14 protein-coding genes are annotated in these 14,125 nt (G+C 63.8%); 8 read left to right on the top strand and 6 right to left on the bottom strand.

Annotated elements, in window-relative coordinates; all coding sequences use genetic code 11:
* The first annotated feature begins 22 nt into the window (after nt 1-22).
* On the top strand, nt 23-1,189 hold the full coding sequence (locus NO357_RS00520) for a cytochrome P450 (protein WP_306733656.1): 1,167 nt from the start codon (nt 23-25) through the stop codon (nt 1,187-1,189).
* Nucleotides 1,190-1,291: 102 nt separating this feature from the next.
* Here NO357_RS00520 and NO357_RS00515 read toward each other — a convergent pair whose 3' ends face one another.
* Nucleotides 1,292-1,753: an Lrp/AsnC family transcriptional regulator gene (locus tag NO357_RS00515; protein WP_306733655.1), complete on the bottom strand. Its 462-nt coding sequence runs from the start codon at nt 1,751-1,753 to the stop codon at nt 1,292-1,294.
* Between the two features lie 147 nt (nt 1,754-1,900).
* Between NO357_RS00515 and NO357_RS00510 the strand changes: the two genes are divergently transcribed.
* Together NO357_RS00510 and NO357_RS00505 are read left to right on the top strand one after the other, a co-directional pair.
* Nucleotides 1,901-2,158 carry a DUF2849 domain-containing protein gene (locus NO357_RS00510; RefSeq protein ID WP_306733654.1) on the top strand — a complete coding sequence of 86 codons (258 nt, stop codon included), beginning with the start codon at nt 1,901-1,903 and terminating at the stop codon, nt 2,156-2,158.
* A 166-nt stretch (nt 2,159-2,324) separates the two neighbouring features.
* Nucleotides 2,325-3,164, top strand: coding sequence for a ferredoxin--NADP reductase (locus tag NO357_RS00505; protein WP_306733653.1), 840 nt, complete (start codon nt 2,325-2,327; stop codon nt 3,162-3,164).
* A 74-nt stretch (nt 3,165-3,238) separates the two neighbouring features.
* Here the strand turns inward: NO357_RS00505 and NO357_RS00500 are convergent, their stop codons facing one another.
* On the bottom strand, nt 3,239-4,039 hold the full coding sequence (locus NO357_RS00500) for a translation initiation factor 3 (RefSeq protein ID WP_306733652.1): 801 nt from the start codon (nt 4,037-4,039) through the stop codon (nt 3,239-3,241).
* A 203-nt stretch (nt 4,040-4,242) separates the two neighbouring features.
* On the opposite strand from NO357_RS00500, the gene infC reads away from it, so the two are divergent.
* Both infC and NO357_RS00490 read left to right on the top strand, forming a co-directional pair.
* On the top strand, nt 4,243-4,782 hold the full coding sequence (infC, locus tag NO357_RS00495) for a translation initiation factor IF-3 (RefSeq protein ID WP_306734747.1): 540 nt from the start codon (nt 4,243-4,245) through the stop codon (nt 4,780-4,782).
* Nucleotides 4,783-4,851: 69 nt separating this feature from the next.
* Nucleotides 4,852-5,439 (top strand): SAM-dependent methyltransferase, encoded by a 588-nt coding sequence (locus NO357_RS00490; protein ID WP_306733651.1) that lies wholly within the window; start codon nt 4,852-4,854, stop codon nt 5,437-5,439.
* 11 nt (nt 5,440-5,450) lie between these two features.
* Here the strand turns inward: NO357_RS00490 and NO357_RS00485 are convergent, their stop codons facing one another.
* The 4 genes from NO357_RS00485 to NO357_RS00470 form a co-directional block, all read right to left on the bottom strand.
* Nucleotides 5,451-6,452 carry a molybdopterin-binding protein gene (locus tag NO357_RS00485; protein ID WP_306733650.1) on the bottom strand — a complete coding sequence of 334 codons (1,002 nt, stop codon included), beginning with the start codon at nt 6,450-6,452 and terminating at the stop codon, nt 5,451-5,453.
* Entirely contained in the window at nt 6,449-7,411 is a 963-nt protein-coding gene (locus tag NO357_RS00480) for an XdhC family protein (RefSeq protein ID WP_306733649.1), read from the bottom strand. Before NO357_RS00480 ends, NO357_RS00485 begins: the two co-directional genes overlap by 4 nt.
* A 171-nt stretch (nt 7,412-7,582) precedes the next feature.
* Complete coding sequence (locus NO357_RS00475) at nt 7,583-8,845, bottom strand: vWA domain-containing protein (protein WP_306733648.1); 1,263 nt, start codon at nt 8,843-8,845, stop codon at nt 7,583-7,585.
* A gap of 62 nt (nt 8,846-8,907) precedes the next feature.
* Nucleotides 8,908-9,816 carry an AAA family ATPase gene (locus NO357_RS00470; protein WP_306733647.1) on the bottom strand — a complete coding sequence of 303 codons (909 nt, stop codon included), beginning with the start codon at nt 9,814-9,816 and terminating at the stop codon, nt 8,908-8,910.
* A 232-nt stretch (nt 9,817-10,048) separates the two neighbouring features.
* Between NO357_RS00470 and NO357_RS00465 the strand changes: the two genes are divergently transcribed.
* The 3 genes from NO357_RS00465 to NO357_RS00455 are packed head-to-tail and all read left to right on the top strand — an operon-like array spanning nt 10,049 to nt 14,120.
* Nucleotides 10,049-11,080, top strand: a complete 1,032-nt coding sequence (locus tag NO357_RS00465; RefSeq protein WP_306733646.1) for a glycosyltransferase family 2 protein — start codon at nt 10,049-10,051, stop codon at nt 11,078-11,080.
* A complete protein-coding gene (locus NO357_RS00460) occupies nt 11,077-11,730 on the top strand; it encodes a sulfotransferase family protein (RefSeq protein ID WP_306733645.1) in 654 nt (217 codons plus the stop codon). The genes NO357_RS00465 and NO357_RS00460 overlap by 4 nt, the downstream gene beginning before the upstream one ends.
* Nucleotides 11,727-14,120, top strand: coding sequence for a glycosyltransferase family 2 protein (locus NO357_RS00455; RefSeq protein WP_306733644.1), 2,394 nt, complete (start codon nt 11,727-11,729; stop codon nt 14,118-14,120). Before NO357_RS00460 ends, NO357_RS00455 begins: the two co-directional genes overlap by 4 nt.
* Nucleotides 14,121-14,125 lie beyond the last annotated feature (5 nt).

The following is a 14,125-nucleotide window of genomic DNA, read 5'->3' as shown; positions in this document are numbered from 1 at the left end:
ACGCCTTGCCGCAAATGACGCCATGCAGCAGCTCCGCCAGTCACCCAGCGATCCCGGGTTCGTCCAGAACCCCTACCCGTTCTATGCTCGCGCCCGCGCCGCCGGCGAACTGGTCTACTGGGTTGACTACGGCCTCGTCTGTGCGACCTCGCACGCCGCCGTGCACGCACTTCTGCGCGACCGACGCTTGGGCCGCGAATGCCCGGCCGAGTTGGCCCCCGAGATCCCGCCGCACCTCGCCCCGTTCTACGCACTCGAAGCCCATTCCCTGCTCGAGCTCGAACCGCCGCGCCACAGCCGCATCCGTCGGTTGCTGACCCGCACTTTCACCTCGGCTCGCATCGCCGTACTCGCGCCCGAGATCAAGGCCCTGGCGCATGCGTTGATCGACACCTTCCCGGAGGAACCTTTCGACCTGTTGTCGGGTTTCGCGACACCAATTCCCATCCGCATCATCTGCCGTCTGCTCGGCGTGCCCGAAGAGATGGCGGCGCAGTTGCTCGCCTGGTCACACGCCATTGTCGGCATGTACCAGGCCCGCCGCACTCGCGCGATGGAAGAGGCCGCTGCCGGCGCAGCCACGGATTTCGCCGCGTTCATGCGCCGATACATCGACCGCCGCCGCCGCGACCCGCGCGACGATCTGATCACACAGCTGATCACCGCGGAAGAAGACGGCGTCCACCTGACCACCGACGAACTGATCACCACTTGCATTTTACTGCTCAACGCCGGGCACGAGGCGACGGTGCACAGTCTCGGCAATGCAGTGAAGACCCTGCTCGACCACGGCAAACCGCCCATCACCGAGGCAACGGTCGAAGAAACCCTGCGCTTCGACCCGCCGCTGCATTTGTTCACCCGCCACGTCTATGAAGACGCCACCGTCTTCGGCCACCGGTTTGCCCGCGGCGACCAGGTCGGCCTGCTGCTTGCAGGCGCCAATCGCGACCCCGCGCAATGGCCCGATCCCGATCGCTTCGATCCGGCGCGCCCCATCGTCACCAACCACAGCTTTGGCGGCGGTATCCATTTCTGCATCGGCGCGCCCCTGGCGCGGCTCGAGATACGCATTGCGCTTGCGACCCTGTTTCAACGCTGTCCCGGACTGCGGCTGGCAGAACCGCCGCGCTATGCCGACACCTACCACTTCCGCGGTCTCACCCGGCTGATGGTCAGGCGCGGCTAGAACCGCACGGATTCGACCGGGACCAGAACCGCGACGACCCGAAGCAGAGCTTCAGAAAGCCGACCCGCGCGCGAACAGCGACTTCGCCAACCCCTGGCCTGGTCACAGCGGCAGCGCCACGCTCGCCTTGATCTCCTCCATGCTGAGAAGCGCCGTCACGTTATGCACCTTCACCTCGGAAATCAGCGCCTGATAAAAGGAATCGTAGGCGCGTGCGTTTTTCACCCGCACCTTCAGGATATAGTCGATATCGCCGGCCAGCCGATGCGCCTCCTGCACCTCGGGCCGGTCCTGCAACGCTTTCAGAAACCGCGCCTGCCACTCCGCCTCGTGTTCGCTGGTGCGGATCAGAACGAAGAAACAGGCCTCGAACCCCAACGCCTCGGCATCGAGCAACACCGTCTGTTGCCGGATCACACCAGCCTCGCGCATCTTCTTCACCCGGTTCCACACCGGTGTCTTTGAAGAGCTCACTTTTTTCGCGATTTCGTCCAGCGACTGTCCCGCATCGCGTTGCAGCTCCGAAAGAATCTTCCGGTCTAGATCATCTAGCCGAACCGGCATCGTCACATCCTTCCATTTTGGCGAACAAACCCACGAAAACCCGGGCTTCGCAGAACGTATGTTCTTATTACTCTAGACCTCTGGCGCATAACCGGAACTATTTCCTAAATTGACACCAAGCGCAAATCCAATCGAAGGAACATTCCCATGTCCACTGACATTTCGCCCAAGGTTGTCACCGCCACCGCCCGCTCCAGCGGCAATCGCGTCTATCTCACCGGCTGCGACGAATGGAGCCCCGAGATCCTGCATGCCGAGTTCATCGACGATGACAAGCACGCCGATTTCCGTCTGTTCGTTGCCTCGAAACAAACCCGCCTGGTCGATGCGCCGCGCCTGACCCCGATCGAGATCACCGAAAACGGCCCGGTGCCGGTTCTGGCCTCCGACCTCGCCGCCGAGTAACCCCCCTACCTTCGGAAAAGCGTCGCGCCGGCCCTGACAGGTCGGCGCGACGGTTGTGTGGTCCGCCGCCACCATTTGAGCCAGATCAAAGACACACTAAAGATATACCTTCTAAACCCCCTCCGATCTGTTAAGGAGGGGCAGTTTCGTTTGCCCACGAACAATTATGAACGAGTCGACACACGTGACCGAGACAAACGCGCCCAAGGCGCCCAAAGCCCCCGCCATGCCCGACGCCCAGACCGTGCTGTCGGTCAAGCACTGGACCGACCGGCTGTTTTCCTTTCGTGTAACGCGCCCGGCTTCGCTGCGCTTCCGATCGGGCGAGTTCGTGATGATCGGGTTGATGGGCGACAACGGCAAGCCGCTCTTGCGGGCCTACTCGATTGCCTCGCCGTCCTGGGACGAGGAACTCGAATTCTACTCGATCAAGGTGCAAGACGGGCCGCTCACCTCGAAACTGCAGCATATCCAGCCCGGCGACGAGGTGATCCTGCGCCCGAAACCCGTAGGCACACTGGTGCATGACGCACTGCTGCCCGGCAAACGCATCTGGTTTTTCGCCACCGGCACCGGGATTGCCCCCTTCGCGTCGCTGCTGCGCGACCCGCAGACCTACGAAGATTACGACGAGGTTATCATCACCCACACCTGCCGCGAAGTTGGCGAACTGCAATACGGCAAGGAGTTGATCGACCAGATCCGCAGCGACGAGATGCTGGCCGAATTCCTCGGCGAAGAAAACCTCAAGAAGCTCAAATACTACCCCACCACCACGCGGGAGGAGAGCCCCAAAATGGGTCGGATCACCGATCTGCTGCGTTCTGGTGAGGCCTACAAGGACTTGGGCGTCGAGCCGATTTGCCCTGAAAACGACCGCGCAATGATCTGCGGCAATCTTGCCTTCAATCTCGAACTGAAAGAGATGCTGGAAGAAATGGGGCTCGAGGAAGGCGCCAATTCCGATCCCAAACAATACGTGGTCGAAAAAGCCTTTCTCGACTGAACCGCGGGCAAGATTCGCAAAAAGAAACCGCCGCAGGGTATCCCAGCGGCGGTTTCGCTTTTTCGGAGTCGAGCTCAGAGTTTGAGATAGCCCTTGATTTGGTCGATCAGCTGCGGAATCCGCGACGGATCTTCCGTCGCCTTCTCGATCCCGGCCTTGATGATCACCTTGATTGGCGCCGAGATCTTGTCCGAGGCCTCAATCATTTCGGTGACCTTCGACGCGTCGAACGTCTCCGGCGTTAGATACTGCATGATCCCCTCGCTGGCGGGCTCGGTTGCCGCTTCCGGCGCCGGTTCGGTCGCGGCTTCCGTGGCCGCGGCGGTGGACTCTTCGACCGCATCGGCTGCAGGTGCTGCACTCTCGGTCGCTGCCCCGGTTGCGGTATCGACCGCGTCAGTCGCCGCCTCCGTCGCCGTGCTCGCGGCATCGCTGGCGGCGTCGCCAGCCGTCTCAGCAGCCGATTCGGCTGCTTCGGTCGCCGCATCCACAGCCGCGCCCGCGGCCTCGGTCGCGCTTTCGACGGCACCGCTGGCCGCCTCGGTGGCTGCGGTGGCAGCCTCGCTGGCAGTTTCACTCACGGCCTGGGCCGCGTCGCTGGCCGCTTCGGTGGCGCTTTCCACCGCCTGCCCTGCCGCATCGGCGGCGCTTTCGGCGGCTTGCGTTGCGGTATCGACTGCGCTCTGCGCCGCGTCGCTGGCGGCCTGCGCAGCCTCGCTGGCGGCGTCAGACACGGCGTCGCCGGCCGTTTCGCTTGTCTCGGATACGGTTTCGGTAGCGGAATCAACAGCTTCTGTGACGGACTGACCCTTATATACATAATAGCCCACACCCAGCAAAATCGCGATCACAACCACCCACAACAGGTTTTTCATGGTTTATTCCTTTCGGTCTTGTCGTCCTCGCTCGCGCGAGCCGTTCTACATCCGGCAGATGCCGCCCATCATAGCGCAACGGCAAGGGGAAAACACGCCGCCCCCGGCTCACAACCGGCGAATTATTGCCGCTTGAATCGCCCCCCGCGCGGCGATACCCTGATGGCTCTGAAAGCCTGATCCACAACTGAAGGAACAAAACCATAGCCCGCAGACCTCACAACGCGCCGCCCACGCGCGACACCGGCCCTCGCGTCAATGACAAGATCCGCGCCACGGAAATCCGCCTGATCGGCGCCGAAGGCGAAAACCATGGGGTTGTGACCCCTGAACGCGCGCTCGACTTGGCGGAAGAGGCCGGCCTTGACCTGGTGGAAATCTCGCCCAATGCCACTCCGCCGGTCTGCAAAATCATGGATTTCGGCAAGTTTAAGTACGAACAGCAGAAACGTGAATCCGAAGCCCGCAAGAAACAGAAGACCATTGAGGTGAAGGAGGTGAAATTCCGCCCCAACACCGACACGCACGATTACGACGTGAAAATGCGCAACGTAGTCAAGTTTCTGAACAACGGCGACAAGGTAAAGGTCACGTTGCGCTTTCGCGGCCGCGAGATGGCGCACCAGAACCTTGGACGCGAACTGCTTGAGCGGGTCGCCGAGGACATCGCCGAAATCGGCAAGGTCGAGAACATGCCGAAGATGGAAGGGCGCCAGATGATCATGATGATCGCGCCCAGGTAACCGCTGCTGCCGATTGCCGCGCCTCGTCCCCGGTGGGGCGTTTTCTTTTCAGACGAGAGAGACAGGCCCATGTGGGAAGAACGTTTCGCCGCAACATCGGATTATGTCTTCGGTAAAGAACCGGCCCGGTTCTTGGTCGACCACGAGGCTTGGCTCAAACCGGGGCTGACCGTCCTGTCGGTCGCTGACGGTGAAGGCCGCAACTCGGTCTACTTGGCCGAAAAAGGCCTGCAGGTGACGGCGCTGGAATTCGCTCCTTCGGCCCTGCGTAAGGCCCGGGCCCTGGCGACGGACCGCGGCGTCACCGTGGATTTCCGCCAGTTCGACGTGATGGCCCAGGAGTTCCCGGGTGAATACGACATCGTCGCCGGCCTTTTCATTCAGTTCGTCGGCCCGGTCGACCGCAACAAGCTGTTTGCCAAGATGCAAAAGGTCACGAAGCCGGGCGGTATCGTCATGCTGCACGGCTATACCCCCGAACAGGTCGTGCACGGCACTGGCGGCCCGCCGCATGTCGCCAACATGTATACCGAAAAAACCCTGCGCGAGAGCTTCCCCGGCTGGGAAATTTTGGAGGTGTCGGAATACGAACGCGAGGCCCAATCCGGAAAGGGTATCGCCGCCTATATCGACTTCATCGCCCGCAAGCCAGCCTAAGCCGGCGCCGCTCAGCTCTTTGCCTTGCGCCCCGACCGCGGCATCGGTCGGGTCGGGATTTCTTTCAACAACCCGCCCACGCCCATCGCCGCGATGTCCTTGCCCGTCACATCCACCCCGCAGACCATACGCGACAATACCCAGTCGGCCCCGTTCAAAGCGGGCGAGCGGGCACAACCGGGCAGGCCGATTACCGGGCGTTTCCGGTGCTTGCCGGTGAACAGCAGGTTGCCGGGATCGACCGGCATGCCGAAACGACGCACCTTGCCGCCCGCCATCCGCACCGCCTCGGGGGCCACGTCATGCGGGTCCGAGGTGGCCGAACCGGTCAGAATGAGGATCAGCGCGCCGCGCGCCTGCTCAAGGGCGGCGGCCAGCGCTGCCGTCTCGTGCGGCACGGTGACCACCTCGGCCAGCGCCACGCCGAGACGTTTCAGCCGTGTCTCGATCGCCTCACGGCCCTTGTCCCCCGGCCCGCCGGGAATTTCCGTGATGATCAGCGTGGCGTCGGTGATCTCGGGCGCCTGCAGGCGCAAAGCACCGCGGGCGCGGCCCACGGCCTTGCCGACATCCGCCCCCGGCACACCATAGGAGATGATCTTGACCGTCGCCACCATGCCACCGGCTTCCATCTGCTGGTAGGACGGCACCGTTGCCACGGTGATCATCGGGTTGACCCGGTTGACCTCGTGGATTTTCGTTTCGTCGATCTGAACCACGCCGGGCCCCTCGGCGATCACGTTCACCCGCCCGGTGAAGGCCCGCGTCAGCCGCAGCCCGGCCCCGGCGCCGGCGACCAGGGCTTTGGCCACGGTCTGGGCGGCCACGTCCTCGTGCTCGTCGTCGGCCTCGAGCCGCGCCACGATGACCTCAGCGATCCCGGCCCGTCTCAGGGCCTGGACATGTGCCGCCTCCAGCACCAATCCCTTGCGCAGCTTCTTTCCGCCGGCCTCGACGGAATGCGCCAGGATGGCCCCCTCGGCCGCGTGCGTGGCAACCGGTCCGAACTTCATCCCTTCCTCAACACTTTCACCGCTTCCGCCAGAATCGACAGCGCGATCTCCGCCGGACTCGCCGCCCCGATGTCAAGGCCCACGGGTCCATGGATCTTGGCGATCTCCGCCTCCGAGAAGCCCGCCGCCGTCAACCGATCGACACGTTTCGCATGCGTCCGGGTCGACCCCAGCGCCCCGACATAGAACACCTCCGACCTCAGCGCCTCCATCAGCGCCGGGTCGTCGAGCTTGGGGTCATGCGTAAGCAGCACCAGCGCCGTGCGAGCATCGAGCCCCAGCGCCCGCACACCCTCATCCGGCCAGTCGTCCAGGATCGTCTCGCCGGGAAACCGTTCGGGCGAGCCAAACGCCGGCCGCGGCTCGACCAGCAGCGGGTCGAACCCCGCCAGCCGCGCCATCGGCACCAGGGCCTGGGCGATATGCACGGCGCCCACGATGAGCATCCGCAGCGGCGGGTTGTGAACGGTAACGAAGCTGCCATCCTCCTCGAAACCCGACCGGTCCATGCGGAAGCGGTCGTCGAAGCCGGCGCGTACCAGCCGCCGCGGTCCATCACCCGGGGGCGAGACCACCGCCACTTTCTCGCGGGCCGCTCGTGCCGCCACCAGCTCTTGCAGCAAGTCCAGCGGCAGAACCGGCCCGATCGGCTCGACCATCACCCGGATCGTGCCGCCGCAGGCGAGGCCAACGGCGAAGGCATCCCCATCGCTGACGCCGTATTCCAACATCCGCGGTTTGCCGTCCTCGATCGCCTCCAGCGCTTCGAGCACCACGTCGCCCTCGACGCAGCCGCCCGAAACCGATCCCTCGATCGCGCCATCACCCGAGATCACCAGTTGGCTGCCCACCCGGCGCGGCGCGCTGCCCCAGGTCTGCACTACCGTGGCCAGCGCCACCTTGCGGCCCGCGCCATGCCAGTCCAGCGCGATTTCGGGCATGTTGTCGAAACGGTCCATCACAGCTCTCCCCTCGCCTGCGCAGTATGGCGCGGCCTGCCCGGCTTGTCTCCCCCGACTTTGGCAGAACCGTCACGCCAGATCAGGCTAACCGGTGAGAATTGAAGGTCAATTCAATGCCAACGGACCACCGGCGGCACCGTCCGGACCGCACGAAGGTCGCGGCTCCGCTCAACCGGTCCGCAGCAGTTCCATCAGGCGCAGCTTCTCGCCGGCATCATCGCGGCGCGAGATCGCCGCGGCAAGGTCCTCCAACGACCCGATCGAATGGCCGGCGCGGAAACTGTCGACATGCGGCAGCATCGCCGCGATGCCACGGGCTCTGGGCGCAAACCCGTCCCACCTGAGCAGCGGATTGATCCAGATCAGGCGCCGCGCGCTCAGATGCAACCGTTCCATCTCGCGCTCCAGCAGGTTCACCTCGTCCCGGTCAAGCCCGTCGGTGATCAGAAGCACAACCGCCCCCTGCCCCATCACCCGGCGCGACCAGTCGCGGTTGAAGGCGTGCAGGCATTCTCCGATCCGCGTGCCGCCTTCCCAGTCCTGCGCCTCGGCCCCGGCGGCGGCCAGTGCCTGGTCGACATCGCGGGTTGCCAGATGGCGGGTGATGTTGGTGAGCCGGGTGCCGAAGGTAAAGGCATGCACCTTGGCCCAGCCCGCGCCCTTGTGGTTGGCCACCGCGTGCAGGAAATGCAGCACCATGCGGGAATACTGGCTCATCGAGCCGGAAATGTCGCACAGCACCACCAGGTTGGGCCAGCGCAGCCGCGGCGCCTTCAGCTCAAGCCCGCGGATCTCGCCGCCCTGTCTCATCGCCGCGCGCAGCGTCCGCCGCCAGTCGAGCCGGTGGCCCAGATGCGAGGCCTTGGTCCGGCGCGATGGGATCGGCCGGACCGGCAGGGTCAGCTTCGCCAGCATGCGCTTCGCCTGGGCGATCTCCGCGGTGCTCATCTGCTCGAAATCGAGGCTGCGCAGGCGCTCCTCGCCCGACATCGTCTGCGACGCATCGATGTCGATCTTGACCTCCTCGCCCGATTGTTCCGGCAGATCCGGCGCGTCACGCTCGACCCCCTCCAGAAGCGCCTCGGCCGCCCGCTTCTCGCCGGCCTCGGCCCGGCGCTCTTCCTGCACGCCGCGGATCGCGGGCAGCATCATCGACATCATGTGCTCCATGTAGCGCGGATCGCGCCAGTAGAGCCGGAAGACCTGGGCGAAGATTTTCCGGTGTTCGGGACGGTTCACGAAACAGGCGTGCAGAACCCAGTAGAAATCGGCCTTCTCGGTGAACCCCGCCGCCTCGACCGCGCGGATCGCGTCGATCACCCGCCCCGGCCCGATCGGCAAGCCCGCCTTTCTCAGCGCCCGGGCAAAATGGGTGATGTTGTGGGTGAGCTTTGGATTTTCCGGCAGCTCGAGCGCGGGAAACTCGACCATGCGTCACCCTGCGTGGGGGCTCTGCCCCCACACCCCCGGAGTATTTGGGGCAAGATGAAGGATCATGCCGGTTCCAGCGAGGCCTTTACGTCGTCGAGGATGCGCTTGGCCTCCGAGCCCTGAAGCTTGGCGATGTCGTCCTGGTATTTCAGGATCGCGCCCAGCGTGTCGGCGATCACCTCGGGACTCAGGTCGATCACGTCCAAGGCCAGCAGGCATTTCGCCCAGTCAATGGTTTCGGCGACGCCGGGCTTCTTGAACAGATCTTCGCTGCGCAGGCGCTGAACAAAAGCCACGACCTGTTGGCTCAGATCGTCCGCCGCCTCGGGCGCGCGGGCATGCAGGATCTCGATCTCGCGCTCGAAGCTGGGATAGTCGACCCAGTGATAGAGACAACGGCGCTTCAAGGCATCGTGCACCTCGCGGGTCCGGTTCGAGGTCAGGATCACGATCGGCGGCTCGGGCGCCTTGACGGTGCCCAGTTCGGGGATCGTCACCTGGAAATCGCTGAGCGCCTCCAGCAGGAACGCCTCGAACGGTTCGTCGGTGCGGTCAAGCTCGTCGATCAGCAGCACCGGCGCCCCGTCCACCTGCGGTCGCATCGCCTGCAACAACGGCCGTTCGATCAGGTAATCCTCGGTGAAGAGCTCGGTCTTCAGCATATCGGCATCGGCGCCGCCGGCAGCTTCCGCGGTGCGGATCGCGATCATCTGCTCGGCGAAATTCCATTCGTAAACCGCGCTAGCGGCATCGAGCCCCTCGTAGCACTGCAGCCGGATCAGCCGTCGCCCCAACCCGGACGCAATTGCCTTGGCGATCTCGGTTTTGCCGACCCCGGCCTCACCCTCCAGGAACAGCGGCCGCCCCAGCCTCAAAGCCAGGAACACCACCGTCGCCAGCGCCCGGCCACAGATATAGTTCTGCCCGGCCAGCATCTCCTGCACGTCATCGATCGAAGTCATCTCGCTCATGCGCAACCTCCCGAGCGCCATCCCTGCATGACCCGGCGCTGCCGTCAAGCAACACCAACGTCGCGCTTTCGCCGCGCAAGCGACGAAAATCCCGAGAAAGATTGACGTTTTTTACCCTGGATGCGATGCTTTGTGTCAACGAAAACCCGGGTAAAACACCGGGATTGGCAACAAGGTGCCAGGCGGGCAGAGGCATGCAACAGGTTTCCGACAAGTCGGCGGGGGCGTCGTGATGCGCATCACGGCGATCACTTGCGTCAAGAACGAAGGCCCCTTCCTGCTGGAATGGATCGCCTTCAACCGGCTGATCGGGGTGACCGACCACCTGTTCTATTCCAACGACTGCAGCGATGGCACCGACCGGCTGCTCGACGCGCTGATGGCGCGCGGGATCGTGCGGCACCTGCCAAACCCGGCGAAAGGGCGCAACTACCAGATGGAGGCGCTGAAAGACGCCAAGACACAGGACATCGTGACCCGGGCCGACTGGGTCTGGATTGCCGACGTCGACGAGTTTCTCAACATCCACACCGGCGATCACACCATCCCGGCGCTGATCGACGCCTGCGGTAATCCACAGGCCATTTCCGTCACCTTCCAATTCTTCGCCAATGCCGGCATCGAACGCTTCGAAGACCGTCCCGTCATCGAACAATTCACCCGCTCGCACAATCCCGACCTGTGGTGCGGCGAAACCGCGATCGAGGTCAAAAGCCTGGTGCGTCAGGATTTTCCGCTGAAGTATTTCGGCGCCCACCGGCCCTTCTTCCGCGACAAGCTGGCGAAGAAAAAGCGCCCGGTCTGGACCGACGGCTCGGGCCGGCCGGTGCCGCATCGTTTCCTGGTCGCAGCCAACCCGCGGCGTATCCGCAAATTCCCGGCCAAGGGCGCGCGGGCCTTTGCCACGCTCAATCACTATGCGCTGCGCTCTCTCGACAGTTACCTCGTCAAGAACGATCGCGGCGACGTCAACCGTGAGAACCGGGACTTCGACGATACCTACTGGCGCGAACGCAACGACGACGCCTTTCTCGACAGATCGATCCACCGCTATCTGCCAGACCTGGGCAAGGCGCTGGACGACCTGAAATCCGATCCCGAAATCAAGGCTTTGCACGACGACGCCGTGGCCGCCCATATCGCCAAGCGCGACGAATTGCTGGCCCAGCCCGCCAATGCCACGATGTATGAGCAACTGAAAGCAGCGCCGAAGATCAGCCCGCAGGAAGAAGCCATGCTGATCGAACTTGGGCTGGCATCATGAGCCGCCTGACCGTCGTTAACCTCGGGCTGCCGAAATCGGGCACCACCACGCTGGCCCGCGCTCTGCGCGAGGCCGGTTTCACGGTCGCCGACTATCGCATCCGCCGCCGCGACACAGCCCGACCCGAGCTGCGCGGCCGCTGGGTCGGCGGGCAGATGTATCACGGCTACTTCACCACCGGGGACCCGCTTGAAACCCTCGACGAGTTCGACGCCTTCACCGAGATCAACATGCTGCGGGGCCCGCATTCGCTCTGGCCGCAAACCGATTTCGGCGTGATCTCGGCCCTGCAGGAGCATCACCCCAACCTGCGCTTTCTGGCCTCCGCCCGCGATCCCGGCGATCAGGCGATGAGCATGCTGAAATGGTCCGACCTCGGCTCCGACCGTCTGCCTGCCTCGACCGTGCCCGGTCTGCCGCGGACCTACGGTCAGACCCTGCACGAGCGCGCCAGGTGGATTTCCGCCCACCACGCCTTCCTGCGCAAGATCTTCGACGGTGCCGACAACTTTCTCGAATACGACGTCGCCGATCGGCAAGCGCCACAGAAGATCGGCGCCTTCCTCGGTCGCGATCTGCCCTGGTGGGGCCGGCTAAACGCACACGATGGCGCCGGCAAAGACACAGTGATCGGCACGGGGGCGGCATGAAACTGTTCCTGCATATCGGGCTCGAACAGGTCGGGACCGACCGGCTCCAGCAAGTGCTCGACGCCAAGCGCGAGGGGTTGCTGTCGAAAGGCGTTCTGTTCCCGCGCACGCCGGGATCGAAGAACCACACCCGGCTGTTCATGGCGGTGACCGATCCCGACCATGTCGACCCGCTACGGTTCAACCGGGGCTTCATCACACCGGCATCGCAGGCTGGCCTGCGTGAACAGCTGACCGCCGGACTGCGGCGCGAGGTCGAGACCCACAGCCCCGAGCAGTTGATCCTCTCGGCCTCTCAGCTCGGTGCCTCGCTCGCTCGTGAAAGCGAGCTTGAACGGCTGCACGCGCTGCTGGCGCCGTTCTCCGACGACATCCGGATTGTCGCCCATGTCGACGAACCCGGCCGCGTGCTGGCCCGCCATTATGCCGCCCAGGTGATGGAGGGCCGCGCCGCGCTGCTGGATCTTGAAATCGACCTGGCTGGATCGGCCGACTGGTGGGACGACGCGCTACTTGACGCGCACCGGATCGACCCGCAGGCCGGGCAGTTTCTCGAAACCCAGGCACCGCCATTTTGGCTCGACTACACCCGCCTCGTCGCACATTGGGAAAGCGTCTTCGGCGCCGGGGCGGTCACGCTTAGGCCCTATGACGAAACGCTGTTCTGCGGCTCCGAGGCGACAGACGAACTTCGTCAGGCATTCGATATCGAAGCCAATATCGGCCGCGCCGATCCCGCGCCGCTATCGCTTCAGCCATCTGCGGCCTGGGTCGCCCGGGCCCGGCAACTCAATGAACTTCTGCTCAAGGTTCTGGCGGCGCGCAAACGGATCCTGCCGCGGCCGCTGTGGCGCAAATTCCTGGCCGAACTTGAAATCGGCGGTGATCCCATCGCCCCCGGTGCGCTGTCCGAGATCTCCAGGTCCTTCGAGCCTGCGCTCAAGGCGCTGTGCGCATCGCACCCCGCGCTGTCCGAGGCCAGCCTCAAGCGCGACCGCGCCCTCAAGCCCTGGCAAGAGGCCGATCCCGGCAACGGCTACCGTGCCTCGCAGTATCTCCTGAGCTTCATGTGGCGCATCGACAAGGCCACCCGCGAGGAGCGTAAGGCCAAGCTTGCGGCTCTCAAGGAACTCGACAGCCAGACAGACAAGCCGGAGCCGAACACACCCGGCGTGGCCCCGCCGGTCGCGCCTGCCGGGGATGGCCTGTCGGACACCGCGCGTTTCATCCTCCCCGCCCTTGCCAAACAGAACTTCGCCAAGCTGCGTCACTCATCCTTTGCCCCCCACAACAAGTTGGGCCGCGTCAACGAGGAAGAGTTGGCCGCCGCCTATACGCCCATGACCCCGCGCCCGCTGCCCGATGGCAACGCCGGCAACGTCATTGTCGGCTGCATGAAGAACGAGGCGCCCTATATCGTCGAGTGGGTTGCCTATCACCGCGCCATCGGCGTCGACAATTTCCTGATTTACACCAACGATTGTACCGACGGCACCTCCGAGATTCTCGACCGGCTGCAGGAAATGGGCGTATTGCAGCACCGCAACAATGACGCGTGGAAAGGCAACTCGCCGCAGCAATCTGCGCTCAACAAGGCCCTGAAGGAACCGCTGATCGAAAACGCCGAATGGATCGCCCATATCGACGTCGACGAGTTCATCAACGTGCGCTGCGGCAACGGCACGCTCTTGGATTTTTTCCAGCGCGTCCCCGACGCCACCAATGTCGCCATGACCTGGAGGCTGTTCGGCCATAACGGCGTGCGTGAGCTGCGCGACGAATTCGTCATCGAACAATTCGAAAGCTGCGCTCCGAAATACTGCCCCAAGCCCCACACCGTCTGGGGCTTCAAGACCATGTATCGCAATATCGGGGCATATGCGAAAATTTCCTGCCACCGCCCGAACAAATTGGATGAAGCTTTTGAAAACAAAGTGAAATGGATCAACGGATCGGGTCAGGACATGACCCGCGAAGTGGCCAAGAACGGCTGGCGCAACTCGAAGAAATCGATCGGCTACGATCTCATCCAATTGAACCATTACGCGCTCAGATCGGCGGAAAGTTTTCTGATCAAACGCCAGCGGGGCCGCGCCCTGCATGTCGACCGGTCGATTGGGCTGAACTACTGGATCCGCATGGACTGGTCCGATTTCAAGGACATCACCATCAAGCGCAACGTTCCGCGCACCCGAGCCGAATACGACCGATTGATGGAAGATGACACGTTGCGCGATCTGCACGTAAAGGGCCTTGCCTGGCACCGCGCCAAAGCCGATGAGTTGCTCGGCCTGCCCGAATTCCAGGAACTTTACGACCAGGCGCTCAAGATCAAACTGACCGAGACCGAGCGGGTGGCCTACGCGCTCGCGCTCGACATGGAGAGCTAGGAGGA

Origin of the sequence: Marimonas arenosa, from assembly GCF_030848945.1 — a bacterium.
Classification (GTDB): domain Bacteria; phylum Pseudomonadota; class Alphaproteobacteria; order Rhodobacterales; family Rhodobacteraceae; genus Marimonas; species Marimonas arenosa.
Note: the sequence above shows the minus strand (reverse complement) of the source record. Positions and strands in the feature narration are given on the sequence as shown.

Coding starts and splice junctions, on each gene's coding strand:
- NO357_RS00520 (WP_306733656.1), top strand. CDS start 23: ATGCAGCAGCTCCGCCAGTCACCCAGCGATCCCGGGTTCGTCCAGAAC.
- NO357_RS00515 (WP_306733655.1), bottom strand. CDS start 1,753: ATGCCGGTTCGGCTAGATGATCTAGACCGGAAGATTCTTTCGGAGCTG.
- NO357_RS00510 (WP_306733654.1), top strand. CDS start 1,901: ATGTCCACTGACATTTCGCCCAAGGTTGTCACCGCCACCGCCCGCTCC.
- NO357_RS00505 (WP_306733653.1), top strand. CDS start 2,325: ATGAACGAGTCGACACACGTGACCGAGACAAACGCGCCCAAGGCGCCC.
- NO357_RS00500 (WP_306733652.1), bottom strand. CDS start 4,039: ATGAAAAACCTGTTGTGGGTGGTTGTGATCGCGATTTTGCTGGGTGTG.
- NO357_RS00490 (WP_306733651.1), top strand. CDS start 4,852: ATGTGGGAAGAACGTTTCGCCGCAACATCGGATTATGTCTTCGGTAAA.
- NO357_RS00485 (WP_306733650.1), bottom strand. CDS start 6,452: ATGAAGTTCGGACCGGTTGCCACGCACGCGGCCGAGGGGGCCATCCTG.
- NO357_RS00480 (WP_306733649.1), bottom strand. CDS start 7,411: ATGGACCGTTTCGACAACATGCCCGAAATCGCGCTGGACTGGCATGGC.
- NO357_RS00475 (WP_306733648.1), bottom strand. CDS start 8,845: ATGGTCGAGTTTCCCGCGCTCGAGCTGCCGGAAAATCCAAAGCTCACC.
- NO357_RS00470 (WP_306733647.1), bottom strand. CDS start 9,816: ATGAGCGAGATGACTTCGATCGATGACGTGCAGGAGATGCTGGCCGGG.
- NO357_RS00465 (WP_306733646.1), top strand. CDS start 10,049: ATGCGCATCACGGCGATCACTTGCGTCAAGAACGAAGGCCCCTTCCTG.
- NO357_RS00460 (WP_306733645.1), top strand. CDS start 11,077: ATGAGCCGCCTGACCGTCGTTAACCTCGGGCTGCCGAAATCGGGCACC.
- NO357_RS00455 (WP_306733644.1), top strand. CDS start 11,727: ATGAAACTGTTCCTGCATATCGGGCTCGAACAGGTCGGGACCGACCGG.